At 38.1% G+C, this 14234-nt stretch carries 15 protein-coding genes; 7 read left to right on the forward strand and 8 right to left on the reverse strand.

Annotation, left to right across the window (positions count from 1 at the left end; all coding sequences use genetic code 11):
• The 6 genes from AC27IF_RS15845 to AC27IF_RS15870 all read right to left on the reverse strand — a co-directional run.
• Positions 1-534 (reverse strand): hypothetical protein (locus AC27IF_RS15845; protein ID WP_487055312.1); only part of this gene is annotated, 534 nt, incomplete at its 3' end.
• Positions 535-1404: 870 nt separating this feature from the next.
• Positions 1405-1920, reverse strand: coding sequence for a hypothetical protein (locus tag AC27IF_RS15850; RefSeq protein ID WP_487055313.1), 516 nt, complete (start codon positions 1918-1920; stop codon positions 1405-1407).
• A 108-nt stretch (positions 1921-2028) separates the two neighbouring features.
• Positions 2029-2391, reverse strand: a complete 363-nt coding sequence (locus tag AC27IF_RS15855; RefSeq protein ID WP_487055314.1) for a hypothetical protein — start codon at positions 2389-2391, stop codon at positions 2029-2031.
• Positions 2392-2489: 98 nt separating this feature from the next.
• The gene (locus AC27IF_RS15860; protein WP_487055315.1) at positions 2490-2849 is read right to left on the reverse strand and encodes a hypothetical protein; all 360 of its coding nucleotides are present in this window, start codon (positions 2847-2849) and stop codon (positions 2490-2492) included.
• A 131-nt stretch (positions 2850-2980) separates the two neighbouring features.
• On the reverse strand, positions 2981-3355 hold the full coding sequence (locus AC27IF_RS15865) for a hypothetical protein (RefSeq protein WP_487055316.1): 375 nt from the start codon (positions 3353-3355) through the stop codon (positions 2981-2983).
• Between the two features lie 118 nt (positions 3356-3473).
• Positions 3474-3908: a DUF3592 domain-containing protein gene (locus AC27IF_RS15870; RefSeq protein WP_487055317.1), complete on the reverse strand. Its 435-nt coding sequence runs from the start codon at positions 3906-3908 to the stop codon at positions 3474-3476.
• A gap of 239 nt (positions 3909-4147) precedes the next feature.
• On the opposite strand from AC27IF_RS15870, the gene AC27IF_RS15875 reads away from it, so the two are divergent.
• On the forward strand, positions 4148-5122 hold the full coding sequence (locus tag AC27IF_RS15875) for an integron integrase (protein ID WP_487055318.1): 975 nt from the start codon (positions 4148-4150) through the stop codon (positions 5120-5122).
• A 27-nt stretch (positions 5123-5149) separates the two neighbouring features.
• Here the strand turns inward: AC27IF_RS15875 and AC27IF_RS15880 are convergent, their stop codons facing one another.
• Both AC27IF_RS15880 and AC27IF_RS15885 read right to left on the reverse strand, forming a co-directional pair.
• Complete coding sequence (locus AC27IF_RS15880) at positions 5150-7546, reverse strand: Lon protease family protein (RefSeq protein WP_487055319.1); 2397 nt, start codon at positions 7544-7546, stop codon at positions 5150-5152.
• A 107-nt stretch (positions 7547-7653) separates the two neighbouring features.
• Entirely contained in the window at positions 7654-8139 is a 486-nt protein-coding gene (locus AC27IF_RS15885; protein ID WP_487055320.1) for a zinc ribbon-containing protein, read from the reverse strand.
• Positions 8140-8357: 218 nt separating this feature from the next.
• Between AC27IF_RS15885 and leuS the strand changes: the two genes are divergently transcribed.
• The 6 genes from leuS to rlmH all read left to right on the forward strand — a co-directional run bounded on the left by leuS (position 8358) and on the right by rlmH (position 14200).
• Entirely contained in the window at positions 8358-10958 is a 2601-nt protein-coding gene (gene leuS / locus AC27IF_RS15890; RefSeq protein ID WP_487055321.1) for a leucine--tRNA ligase, read from the forward strand.
• A 1-nt stretch (position 10959) separates the two neighbouring features.
• Complete coding sequence (locus AC27IF_RS15895) at positions 10960-11484, forward strand: LPS-assembly lipoprotein LptE (RefSeq protein ID WP_487055322.1); 525 nt, start codon at positions 10960-10962, stop codon at positions 11482-11484.
• A 9-nt stretch (positions 11485-11493) separates the two neighbouring features.
• Positions 11494-12555 carry a DNA polymerase III subunit delta gene (gene holA / locus AC27IF_RS15900; protein ID WP_487055323.1) on the forward strand — a complete coding sequence of 354 codons (1062 nt, stop codon included), beginning with the start codon at positions 11494-11496 and terminating at the stop codon, positions 12553-12555.
• Complete coding sequence (nadD, locus tag AC27IF_RS15905) at positions 12542-13252, forward strand: nicotinate-nucleotide adenylyltransferase (RefSeq protein WP_487055324.1); 711 nt, start codon at positions 12542-12544, stop codon at positions 13250-13252. Before holA ends, nadD begins: the two co-directional genes overlap by 14 nt.
• A gap of 114 nt (positions 13253-13366) precedes the next feature.
• Positions 13367-13690, forward strand: coding sequence for a ribosome silencing factor (rsfS, locus tag AC27IF_RS15910; RefSeq protein ID WP_487055325.1), 324 nt, complete (start codon positions 13367-13369; stop codon positions 13688-13690).
• A 39-nt stretch (positions 13691-13729) separates the two neighbouring features.
• A complete protein-coding gene (gene rlmH, locus AC27IF_RS15915) occupies positions 13730-14200 on the forward strand; it encodes a 23S rRNA (pseudouridine(1915)-N(3))-methyltransferase RlmH (RefSeq protein ID WP_487055326.1) in 471 nt (156 codons plus the stop codon).
• The last annotated feature ends 34 nt before the right edge of the window (positions 14201-14234 follow it).

Here is a 14234-nt window from a genome sequence, read left to right on the forward strand (position 1 = left end):
TATGTTTGTGCGCTTAATTTTATTTAGCGATTGTACAACGTCACTAACTCTTTGAAACGCATTATTAGCATAAGCGATGACAAAGTACTCTCCTCGCTTTTGATTAAACCCCAAAATTTTATTTGTAAGAGCAACTTTACCAAAATATAAATCAAGATCTTGACGTGAAAGACTTAACTCAATTGATATTCCTCTCACACTGCCGTATACGATTTCATTTTTAATGTCGCCGACATTGCTCCATGGTACGTGATGAAAAGATTGAATTTTAGATTTACTTTCTTGTGGAAAGTACAACCCTTTAGCATCCGCAGAAAAGTAAACCCAGCCACGCCAATTTTTTGTTTTTAAAGACGCGAATAAAAACACCGCACCCAAAATTAAAAAAGCGTACTTTAGAGCTTGAGGTGAACCTTCAGCCCATTGTTCATAGGTAAAGAAAGTTACCAGTAATACTATTGAAACAATAAAGTAAGAAAAACATATGAGTTTAGCTCCCCATGGTGGTGTTTGATATTTAAAAGTTTGACTCATCTATGGTGCACACCGATCCTGAAAAACATATAACGCCAAGCTAAGCGGAAAAATGCGGTTGGCTAAAATGCGCGAGGTACGAGCCGCAGCCAACTGTAATTTTTCCGTTTAAGCGCCTTGTTATGCGCTGGTTGTGATGACCACAAACAGCACAATTTATATAAGATTTAATGGCAGCTCTTCGGTAGAGTTAAAAAACTCAAACTCAGCTTTTGCCACCAAACCACGAATTTTGAGCCACATAATTTACGTGGCGTTTATCACCAAAACTAGTTTGGCGAGAAACTGTTTAGCCAAAAGCTGAAACAGAATATTTGGCACTTAAGTTACCAATACAAAGGAAAAGCAACAAGTGCAATAACCTTTGTAAAACACCAACCGCGAAAAATAAATTTCATTGACTTAAGGCTGACGCATAACGCCAAGCTAAGCGGAAAAATGCGGTTGGCTAAAATGCGCGAGGCACGAGCCGCAGCCAACTGTAATTTTTCCGTTTAAGCGCCTTGTTATGCGTTGGTTGTGATGACCACAAGCAACGCAATTTATATAAGATTTAATGGCAGCTCTTCGGTAGAGTTAAAAAACTCACACTCAGCTTTTACCACCAAACCATGAATTTTGAGCCACTACTTAAAAAGTGGCGTTTATCACCAAAACTAGTTTGGCGAGAAACTGTTTAGCCAAAAGCTGAAACAGAATGTTTGTCACTTAAGTTACCAAGACAAAGGAAAAGCAGCAAGCGCAATAATCTTTGTAAAACACCAACCGCGAAAAATAAATTTCATTGACTTAAGGCTGACGCATAACGCCTCGTTAAGAGGCAAATAATATGTTGGCTAAAATAAGCGACGCAGGAGCAAAAGCCAACTGTTATTTGTCCTGCTTTAACGACTTGTTAGTAGTGTTTTCACACAAACCTATTTGCTTTTTAATGTTTAAAGCTGCATTTATCCACGGGCTATGGAATCTAACGCTTTCGCCACCCTCAAGCGTAATATCACCAGAGTAGCCATTTAAAACTGCTAAAGAATAAAAGTTACCATCAGTGGTTATTACCTCAATATCAGATGTGTTTTTCGTTATTTCCAACGTATCTGTAATCGCTTTTTTTAAACTGATTACCGCAGCTTTTACAGGTAAGCAGTTTGCTACCTCAATCGTTGTGTTCTGAATTTCATTGGAAGCTAAAGTCTGCGATATTTGAATAGTACTATCACTAATAAAAAAACCGTATTCAGATCCCGGCTCTTTCCATGGGCCTGAAATTAAAAATTGTATTCCATCATATTCTAATTCATCTTCAAAACCTCTTTCCAAAATATTGGAATTGTTTTGAGCACAAGAAAACAATAAAGATATAAGAACCAAAACTGTGAATTTACGCATAAATATTTGACACTACTAACGCCTTGCTAAGAGGCGAGTAATTGTTGGCTAAAATGTGAAGCGAAGCGGAACCGAGCCAACTGTTACGAGTCCTGCTTGAGCAACTTGTTATATGCAATTTTCAACAGCTACAACCTGATATTTTATAAACTTACCATTTTTATGAACCCGACTAAAACAATACTTTCCATTTACAGCCATATCTAAGTTTACAGAAGTTTCGTGAAACTCATTGGTCGGGAGTTTAAATCTGGCTAGGTTGTAATGAGGAAACTTTCCTGCTTTACGAACGCTAATAGGCTCAATTAAGAATGTTGACTCAAAGTTGAATTCATCTTTGGAGCTATATAAATCTGAGCTGATAAAAAGCCACAACACCAAAGATAACGTTGATACGAGCACAATACCTAGGATTGCTAATTTAAATTTTACTTTGGGCTTAAGCCTTACTCGGTATGAATTATTTCGCATTGCATATAACGCCCCAATAAGGGGCTGATAACGCATGGCTATACTGTGAAACGAAGTGGAACTGAGCCATGCTTTAGCAGTCCCACTTGATTGGCTTGTTAGCTTGCGATAAACAGGATAAACAATACAGTGAGAAGAATTGCAAAAATATAAAGTACATTAACTAGCAAGACAGAATCTTTAAACTCTTTGTATGGATATGACTTATGTAAGTCGATATTTTTAATAAGTTTACCTGAAATATAATCTAAAACTAAGGCCATAATAATACAAGAGTAAATAAAAACGTCATCAGGCACGTCAAAATAAAATAACCCGTAGAACAAAACTGGTGAGAGGAAATAAATAAAAAACACTGTAATTTGTAAACGAACATAATGGTAACTATTACTTGGGCTTACTCCACCTCGTTCTGCTAAAATCTTTGTTCCTATCGCAATCTTTTTAATAACATCCATTGTTTCGTAATTCTCATGCTTCGAGGTTCAACTAGCAAGCTAACGCCGCACTAAGCGGACTAAAAAAGTGGGTTATAATGTGTAGCGAAGCGAAACCTAACCCACTGTTTTAGTTCCGTTTAAGTGCCTTGTTAGGTGTTTTCCCACAATACATTGTTATTGCTTGAATACTTAAACAATGCCCAAGGCAGTAATATAGATGGTAAAGAAAAAGCTAATACTTTAACAACAGTTATATGATCATGTACTGCTGAATAGAGTAGAAATGGCCTTAGTAACCACGTATGCAATAAAGTTAAAATAGAGAACCAAAAAATAACCAACCATAATTGCCTAGTTAAAATACCCTTTTCATATACTAAGCCCCACAAACCAACAATAGAAAACCAATTTACAATAGTATTAAAGTTAAATGGTACTTCATTGTAAAGTCCAAGATAAATTACAGCACACAATTCATAGGCAAGGATTACGAAAAAATACCCTTTCCAGTTAAAAATATTCATTGAACACCTATAAATTAACACCTAACGCCCCAATCAGAGGCAATAAAATAGCTGGTTAAAATTGGCGACGAAGGAGCAAAACCAGCTGTTTTTTGTCCTTTGAATTGGCTTGTTATATTTACATTACTGAAGAGTATAACGCCACTAAAAAAAGGCTCATAACGATAACAGCAACAATTAACCCTGTTTGTCTTTTTGATAAGCCCGGAACAAGAACAGCTTCATAGTAATTAAAAGGATGATAATAAACCTTAATTTCATCACCAACTTGATATTTAGCTGTTTCAACTAGAGCTTCGTTTTCACTTAAAAATGAAGTGAAACTTTTGTATGTAACGTTATCACATACAACAGGATAAGATCTTACCTTAAATTTATACTTGATGACTGGCTCGTAATGTACATCATCCGAGAAGTCCACTTTTCTGACTTTGGATTCAACGATAGTCCCTGTCGTTACCGGCCAATTTTTTGAACGAAAAGCAAACCAAAGCAACTTTACTGAAATAAAATAAAGGGCTATCAGTAATAAAAGTATGAGTGCACCCGCCAAACTATTTCCTGTAAATATAACAACTTATTAGAAGGAAATTTTCTCGCTTTAAACAAGGAAAAAATCTCGCTTTCTACATTTTATAATCTAAAGATACGTTATTTATCTATTATCCACAACACCTTACAAATAGTTCATATGTACCATTATGATGAAAGCGAGAAATAATCCTCTTTATTGGCAAAAAGGAGGAAACACAGCTATACTGTATAAATAAACAGTACACCGAGAAATTTATTATGGATAATTTAAACTCTCCTTTTCTAACTTATATTCAGGAAGAAATGTGGACTAAAAGGTATGCAAAACGCACTATTGAATCTTATCTTTTTTGGATAAAAGCATTTATTATATTTAATGATAAACGCCATCCCAATAGTTGTCACAACAGTGAAGTTGAAGCTTTCCTTTCTCACCTTGCTAACGTGTCAAATGTAGCTCCTAAAACTCAAGCCTTAGCACTAAATGCACTCGCATTTATGTATAAGAGTATTATTAAAAATGAACTAACTTTCGAGCTTAATTTTAATAAAAGTCACATCCAACAAAAGCTGCCTGTTGTGCTAACACAGCATGAAGTAGCAAAGTTACTCTCGCAAATTAATACTAACTTTAGATTAATCTGCCAACTGATGTATGGAAGCGGTCTGCGCTTAATGGAAGCTGTACGCTTACGCGTGCAAGATATCGATTTCGATCACTACGCTGTTCGTATTTGGCAAGGAAAAGGAGCAAAAAACCGTTGTGTCACTTTAGCTAAAGAGCTTGTAGAGCCATTAAAAATGCAAATTAGCTTTGTTGAATTACTTTTTAATATGGATGTTGAAAATGAAGACTATCAGGGCGTCTATTTACCTTTTGCATTAAGTAGAAAGTACCCTACCGCCAGAAATGAGTTGGGATGGCATTACTTATTTCCCTCAAAAAGACTCAGTATTGATCCAGAGTTCAATGCGCTTAGGCGACATCATATTAATGAAACGGCAATTCGAAAGGTGGTTAAACAAGCTGCAAAAAAGGCTAACATAGAAAAAAATGTAACTTGCCATACCTTGAGGCATTCATTTGCGACTCATTTATTACAGCGTGGAGCAGATATTCGCACCGTGCAAGAACAATTGGGCCATAGTGATTTGCGCACTACGCAAATTTACACCCATGTTATTGAGCACGGCGCTAATGGTGTGCGTAGCCCGTTATCAGACTTACCTTAGTTTTAACGCTTCGCCAGAAGAAAACGGCTACTCTTCTTCACCGCCATCAAGTATTTCAGCAAATTTTTCTAATTTTTCAAGGGCTAAAGCATGTACCGATTTACGTGGGTATCTACCCGTTTTACTAAGCTCACCGGCTTTATTTGCCATTAACAGCTCTAACGCTTGATCAATGCTTTCTACAGCATAAATAGCAAACATATTTTCTTCAACGGCCGAAATAACTTCATGGTTTAACATTAAATTCACCACGTTAGTTTTCGGGATAATTACCCCTTGCTTACCCGTTAAACCTTTATCTTTACACAGTTGAAAAAAGCCTTCTATTTTCTCATTTACACCGCCAATAGATTGCACTTCGCCGTGTTGATTAATAGAGCCAGTAATCGCAATACCCTGCTCAATAGGTAATAAGGTAACCGCAGATATCAATGCGCATAGCTCAGCCATGGAGGCGCTATCGCCATCAATATGTCCGTAAGATTGTTCAATAGCAATATTGGCCGATATACTCACCGGAAAATTCTGCCCGTACTTGTGTCCCAAATACCCTGTTAATAACAGCACACCTTTTGAATGAATAGATTTACCTAAATCTACTTCTCGTTCTATATCAGTAACGCCTTGGCTGCCGGCATAAACGGTGGCAGTAATCCGTGCAGGCGTACCAAATACGCTATCACCAATTTCTAATACCGTTAGACCGTTAACTTTACCAACAAACTTACCGTCAGTGTGTATCAGTACTTGTTGCTCTTTTATTTCATCTAACCAAGTTTCACTTAGTCGTCCTATGCGTCGCTTTTTAGCCGCCAACGCCAATGCTATGTGCTCTGCTGTCAGGTTACCGTTTGCTCCTGCCTTGCCCCAGCAATAATTCGCTTCATCTAATAAATCATTCACTTGTACAATATTGGCTGAAATCTTATGTTGATGTTCTGCTCGTCTTAATGCGTAACGAACCAGTTCAAGTACCGCTTGGTCATCAAGCTCAGGGTAGTTATTTTTAAACGCGCGTTGACGAATCAAGTTGCTAAAAGCCACTAAGTTTTCATCGGTTTTGGTTAAGTGGCGATCAAAATCTGCTAATACTCTAAATAGCTCAGTAAATTCTTGATCATAGTCTTGTAAGGTGTAGTAAATCTCTGCATCTCCAAGCAAAATCACTTTCACTTGCAGTGGGATTTTTTCAGGTTGCAGGCTGTAAGCACCCGGTTGACTTAACTCTGAATAAGGGTTTTCTATGGTCACTTGTCCAGTTTTTAACGCCAGCTTTAATCGGCTCCACACCATAGGTTGTGTTAACAATTTGTCGGCATCAAGCAGTAAGTAGCCACCATTTGCTTTATGAAGTGCGCCGGGGCGAATTAAACGATAGCTGGTATAACTTCCTCCTTGAAAACTGGCAAAATCTACATGACCAAATAAATTTTGATAGGTTGGGTTTTGCTCATAAACAACAGGTGCACCATCGCTAACATCACGCGGTACTAGTAGGTTCGGGAGGAATCGCTCCACCATTAATTTACGTAGGTCTTTATCGTTAACAGGGTCTTCTTCTTCAGTGACTAAAATTTCTAATACCGCATCAACAATATGAGTTTTTACTTTAGCTAAATATTTCAATACGCCATTATTAGTAGAAAACTCTTGTTCAAGCTCATTTAAATAAGGAGTAATTCCCTGCTCAGCGGTATCATATTTCAGTTTACGCATCTTATCTGAAGAGATGCGTTTCCAAAGCGGTAATTCAAGTAACTGCTCGGCTAATACATTTTCAAGCTCAGCTAATAATTGATAAAACTTAGCTCTTTCTGGCTCATCAATATTAGCAAATTCTTTATCATTTAATGGTTTGCCATCAACCAAAGGTGAAAACCCTACTTCGCCATTTTCTTCGTACAAGGCAACATTATTTTTAAGTGCTATGTCTTCAACCGCGGCAATCGCTTGGTCATACTTTTTATTAAATTCACGATCAATGGCTGACTTTTGACGTTGATAACCTGGGTTATCAAATATTTCAGGGAACAAATCCATCAATTCATCAATGAACTTATTCATTCGAGATAACAACTGCTTGCCATCTCCCGGATTCACGTACAATTTATATGGCGCGTGAGTTTCATCAAAATTATTAATGTAGCACCACTCTGGCGGAGTTGGTTGCTCTTTAGCTAAGCTGGTGAGCATTTGCTTAATTAAGGTTTGTCTTCCGGTACCATGCTCTCCCATGGCAAACACATTAAAACCAATTGCAGACATAGCCAAGCCAAACTCAAGTGCTTCTTTGGCACGTTCATGGCCAACAAAACCTTGTTTTATCGTACTGGCACTTTCTGATTGAGAAAATAATTGTGCTGATATGGTTGAGCTAAGTTGAGACGGGATAAGTTTACATTCTGAAACTGACGGTGTAGTCATGAAGATCCTTGAGAAAACATACGTTAAATACGAATACTATTTTAGCAGTCCGTATAAGTGTAACTGCTATACGCTGTACTAACAATATCAGGGCAAAAACAATAAAATCAAGGGCTAAGGGGTAAACGACTAAATTCCTCACCACCGCAATTTGCGCAAACACCTAACTCACTAGCGTGCATTACTGTTATGGTTTCTTGACACTGCTGACAAGCTAATTCGCCAAAGCCAATAATATCGCCGGTATGATAGAGTCCATCATGTTCAAAATCATCAACTAATTCTGCCCATTCTACTTGCGACTTGTCTGTTAATTGCGCAAGCGTTGACCATAATGATTCATTAAGTAACCCTAAGTAGAGTGAGTGTTTTGCTTGTGATTGATTAAGTTGATAAAAGTCATGTAAATCATGGCGCATATTGCTGATAAATTGCCTTAGTTTTTCTTCCGACATTTGCTCAAGCGCTTCGCCATACAATTTCGTCTGTTTAAGCAATTCATTTACTTTAGGTTTTTGTATTTCTTTAGCTTCATTGAGCCAAGCATTAAGGTTTTGATATATTTGCATTAAATATTGTTTTTTCTCGGTCATAACCCTTTCCTTATTGCGCAACTTTTTATTGTTTTTAACTTACTACTATTAAGTATAGACAAAATCAGTAATTAAGCTTGTTGTTGCAGGGTTAGATAAGGTATTCTATCGCGATAATTTAAACTCAAGTTTATTGCGTTTTTTACTCGCCTTTGTAAACAACAAAACCGCGAAAACCAACGAAATAACACCCCAAATTAGCGTTCGAGAAACCATTAATGGAAGCCATTTATAATCCCCAAGCAATTGAAGCAACAGTGCAAAAATTTTGGACTGACAACAATACTTTTAAAGCGATAGAAGATGAAAGCAAAGAAAAATTCTACTGCTTAGCCATGTTCCCTTACCCAAGTGGCCGTCTGCATATGGGTCATGTACGTAACTACAGTTTAGGTGATGTAATTTCTCGTTATCAGCGCATGCAAGGTAAAAATGTAATGCAGCCTATGGGATGGGATGCATTTGGATTACCTGCTGAAAATGCCGCGATTAAAAATAAAAGCGCGCCGGGTAAATGGACTTATCAAAATATAGATTACATGCGTAACCAGCTTAAATCTTTAGGCTTTGGTTACGACTGGGACAGAGAGTTAGCTACCTGTAAACAAGATTATTACCGCTGGGAACAATGGTTTTTTACCAAGCTTTATGAAAAAGGTTTAGTGTATAAGAAAAACGCAACGGTAAACTGGGATCCGGTAGATCAAACGGTACTCGCTAACGAACAGGTTATTGATGGTCGCGGATGGCGCTCAGGCGCAATTGTTGAGAAAAAAGAAATCCCTCAATGGTTTATTAAAATTACTGATTACGCACAAGAGTTACTTGACGATTTAGACCAGTTAACGGATTGGCCTGAGCAAGTAAAAACCATGCAACGTAACTGGATTGGTCGCTCTCAAGGGGTTGAAATGACCTTTGAAGTAGACGGTTTAGTTGAAGGTAAAAAAGAAAGCTTTGATATCTACACTACTCGTCCAGACACCTTAATGGGTGTGACTTATGTAGCACTTGCTGCCGAACACCCTTTAGCGTTAACAGCTGCTGCTGAGAATCCTGCGTTAGCGGATTTTATCCAAGAGTGTAAAGGCAACCAAACCACAGAAGCTGATATGGCGACTATGGAGAAAAAAGGTGTTGATACTGGCCTTAAAGCTATTCACCCACTTACCGGAAAATTAGTACCGGTTTGGGCTGCAAACTTTGTATTGATGGATTACGGCTCAGGCGCGGTTATGTCGGTTCCAGGTCATGATCAACGTGATTATGAGTTTGCCACTAAATACGGTTTAGCCATCACGCAAGTTATTGAAGGACAAGAAGGCGATGATATTACTAAAGCAGCACTGACTGAAAAAGGCAAATTAATCAATTCAGGTGACTTTGACGGCTTAGACTTTGAACAAGCATTTAAAGCGGTTAGCGATAAATTAATCAGTGAAAACAAAGGTAAAGTAACAACTAACTTTCGCTTACGTGACTGGGGTGTATCACGCCAACGTTACTGGGGTACACCAATCCCAATGATTAACTTAGCTAATGGCGAGTCTGTTCCAGTTCCAGAAAGTGAACTGCCAGTAGTATTGCCTGAAGATGTTGTCATGAACGGTGTTACTTCACCAATAAAAGACGACCCACAGTGGGCTAAAACGACTTATAACGGTGAAGATGCATTACGTGAAACAGATACTTTTGACACCTTTATGGAGTCTTCTTGGTATTACGCACGTTATTGTTCACCAAATGATGACAGCCAAATGTTAGATCCCGCAAAAGCGAATTATTGGTTACCGGTTGATCAATATATTGGCGGTATCGAGCACGCGATTTTACACTTACTTTATTCACGATTCTTCCATAAATTATTACGTGATGTTGGTCTAGTTGAGTGTGATGAGCCATACAAAAAGCTACTATGTCAAGGCATGGTATTAGCAGACACTTATTACCGTGAAGCCGATAATGGCGCACAAGAATGGATTGCACCAAGTGATGTTAGCGTAGAACGTGACGATAAAGGTCAAGTGACAACAGCTACAAGTAAAACAGACGGTGAAGCTGTTATTTCAGCGGGCATGAGCAAAATGTCTAAGTCGAAGAATAACGGTATTGACCCACAAGAAGTGATTCAAAAATACGGTGCTGATACCGTACGTTTATTTATCATGTTTACTTCGCCACCAGAGCAAACCTTAGAATGGTCTGATGCGGGTGTTGAAGGTGCGCATCGTTTTGTTAAGCGTGTATACAAGCTTGTTAATGACTTTATTGAAGCTAACTCTGACCTAACGTTAGATAGTAAAACGGCTAAATTAAATTCAGATCAGAAAAAACTGCGCCGTGAGTTACATAAAACCATCAGCAAGGTAACGGATGATATCGGTCGTCGAAATACCTTTAACACAGCTATTGCTGCTATCATGGAATTGATGAATCACTTAAGCAAAGCACCTATGACTACGGATGAAGATAAAGCAGTAATGCTTGAGTCGCTTCAAGCCGTCGTATTAATGTTAACGCCTATTACACCGCACATGTGTCACTATTTATGGTCACAAATCGGCTCAAACAATGACTCAGTTGAAGATGCTCAATGGCCAATCGTTGATGAAAGCGCCTTAATTGAAGATGAAAAACTTATCATTGTGCAAGTTAACGGTAAGCTGAGAGCAAAAATTACCGTTGCATCCGACGCCAGTAAAGAAGTGGTAGAAGAAATAGGTTTAGCAGATAGCGGCGTTGTTAAATTTACTGACGGTAAAACAATACGTAAAGTAATTTATATACCGGGTAAATTACTCAACATTGTGGCTAACTAATATGCTTAGTAAGTATTTAGCCGCTTTATTCACTGGCGCTCAGCTAAAAAAAACAGCTCTGATACTATGCCTTACTGGCCTAGTATCTAGCTGTGGTTTTCAGCTTAGAGGGGACTATTTACTTAGCGATGAGCTGCAAACCTTATATGTTAGCTCAAGTGATGTACACGGTGAATTAACCCGCTTAGTTAAGCAGCATTTAACGCATAATCAAGTTAAGGTGCTAAGACAAAAAACGGTTGAAGCACCTGAGCTGCGTATTATGTCTGATAAGCTTGATAGACGTACCTTGTCAGTGTTTCAAAACGGGCAAGTGGCTGAATACGAATTAATTTATGCGGTGCATTACCAACTTAGGTTTAATAATGAAGAGCCGCAAGATTACCGTTTTGAGCTTAATAGAGACTATCAAGACGATCCTAGTTTAGCACTGGCGAAATCGCGTGAACTCTCGTTACTATTAAGTGAAATGCGAAAATCAGCTGCAGATAAAATTTTACGCGATATGGCGAGAATACAACGGTAAACAACCTAGATGAAAATTTATCATAACCAATTATCACAAACATTAAATCAAGGATTTAAACCTGTGTGGTTGGTTTTTGGTGATGAGCCTTGGCAAAAAAATGATAGTTTAGCGACCATTAAAAGCCATGCTCAACAACAAGGTTTTAGTGAATTAATTCGTTTTAGTTGTGATAATAATTTTGACTGGCAGCAACTCATGGATGAATATCAGTCTATGAGTTTATTTGCTAGTCAGCGTATTATTGAAGTTGAATTCACTAGCATTAAAATTGGCGATAAAGGTAATAAGTCATTACTTGCCCTTAGTGAGATAATTGAAAAAAACTCATCATTACAAGATGTTATATTTATTTTTCACGGCCCTAAACTTGATGGCCCTAGCGCTAATAGAAAATGGTTTAAAAATTTCAGTCAATCAGGCTGTTACCTTCCTCTTTATGACTTAGATGCTAAGAGCCTTCCTCGATGGTTACAAACACAAGCAAGAAGCTTACAGCTTAATTTATCTTCAGAGTTGTCTTTGCTATTAATTGAGCTATTTGAAGGTAACTTACCTTCATTAGAGCAAGAGTTGCAAAAACTAGCGTTGTTATTTCCGCCTAATCAACAAATCAGTCTCAGTGATGCTGAGCACTTGGTGATTAATCAAGCCAAATTTAATCCATTTCAAATTATCGATGCTTTGCTACAAGGTAACTTTAAAAAGTGCATCACCATGTTAGATAGAATGCAACAAGAAGGCACCGCTGCTGCCCAGTTAATCTGGGTATTCCATAAAGAAATAAACCAATTGTATGCCATGCTGAGTAAACTCAATACAGGCATGTCACACGCTGATTTATTTAAAGAATACCGAATTTGGGATAAGCGAAAGCCTTTATATCAACATGCCCTTACCCACATTAGCCTTGCTAACGTTAAACGAGCCATGTCACGTTTAGCCGATATTGATTTATTAACTAAATCTAGCAGTGAATTTAATAGTTTTATCTTATTAGCCGATCTCTGCGTTACCCTATATCAAGGGGAAACGACGCAGCACTTTTCACTTAACTATGAATACAGTTAAGCCAAAAGGCATTGGTATATTAGGGGGAACGTTCGATCCTATTCACCTTGGCCACACTGAGCCGGCTAAAGTGGTGGCAAAATATCTCGACCTTGATAAAATTTTGTTTATTCCCGCCAGTATTCCTTACCATAAATCAAGCCCAGATCTCAGTGCTGAGCAACGTTCGGAGATGGTTAGCATAGCTTGTGATGAAGTCGATATTTTTCAATGCGACACCCGCGAGCTTGAGCGAAGTGGCAACACATATACAATAGATACGATAAAATCATTAAAACAAAGCTATCCAGAGCAGACATTATTTTTTATTATTGGCGTTGACTCATTAGTCACTTTCACCCAGTGGCATCAATACCAAGACATATTATCTTTTTGTCATTTAGTGGTGAACGTCAGGCCTAATTATCAATTAACTCAACTTGATAACGATACCGTGTCGTTAATTGAAAAGCACAAAATTAGTGACTTATCGAGATTAAACACCCAACATAGTGGCGGCATTATTTTTGTCCCCACGACACAAGAAAAAACTCAACACAATGCAAAGCATCAGCTACCTGATGACTACATTGAAAAAACCAATTTAGATATTTCATCTACCGACATTCGCACTCGACTTGCCAATAAAAAAAGCTGCCAACATTTGCTTAACAGCCAAGTATTAGAATTTATCAACAAAAATGCGCTTTATCGTTAACCTATTGACGAAATAATGTTAATATTCGACGATTGTGTTTTACTTAATCTGTAAAGAAAGTATCAAGCACCAAGAACGCACGCTTAACTCATTGTAAAATATAGGAAGAACACCTTGCAAACCGACGCCCTTAACGCATTTGTAATAGAAAAACTTGAAGACATGAAAGGTCGAGATATTATCTCCCTAAACATTAGTGATAAAGCCAGTTTTGCTGACTATATGATTATCTGCTCAGGTAACTCTAATCGTCATGTAAAATCAATCGCCCAATCAGTAGCCACAGAGTGCCGAGCACAAGGTTGCGAGCCAAAAGGTATTGAAGGTAACGACATTGGTGAATGGTCTTTAGTCGACTTAGGCGACATTATTGTTCATGTGATGACTGATGAACAACGTGATAAATATAACCTAGAACAACTTTGGGCTGAAGAATAATCTCTCTTTGCTTTCACTAAAGGCGCAATAAATTTATTTATGAAATTAACTTTATATGCCGTAGGCACGAAAATGCCTGCATGGGTTAGCCAAGGTTTTAGTGAATATGCTCGACGATTCCCTCGTGATTTAAGCTTTGATTTAGTCGAAATTTCTGCAGGTAAACGAGGAAAAAATGCCGATATCACTCGCATTTTAGACAAAGAAGGTGAGCAATTACTCGCCGCTATTCCCAAAGGTAGCCGCATTGTCACTTTAGAAGTCACAGGTAAACCTTGGGATACACCACAACTTGCCAAACAACTAGAGCGTTGGCAATTTGATGGCAGAGATGTTGCTTTACTCGTTGGTGGCCCTGAAGGCTTATCTCCTGCTTGTATTAAAGCTAGCGAGCAAAAATGGTCTCTTTCGTCGCTCACCTTACCTCACCCTATGGTAAGGATCCTTATTGCCGAAAGTTTATATCGAGCTTGGAGCGTCAATACTAACCACCCTTATCACCGAGAGTAGTTTATGGCCCCTCGTCTCGTTAATATTCAAAATC

This window comes from Colwellia sp. KS18-150 (assembly GCF_057551365.1).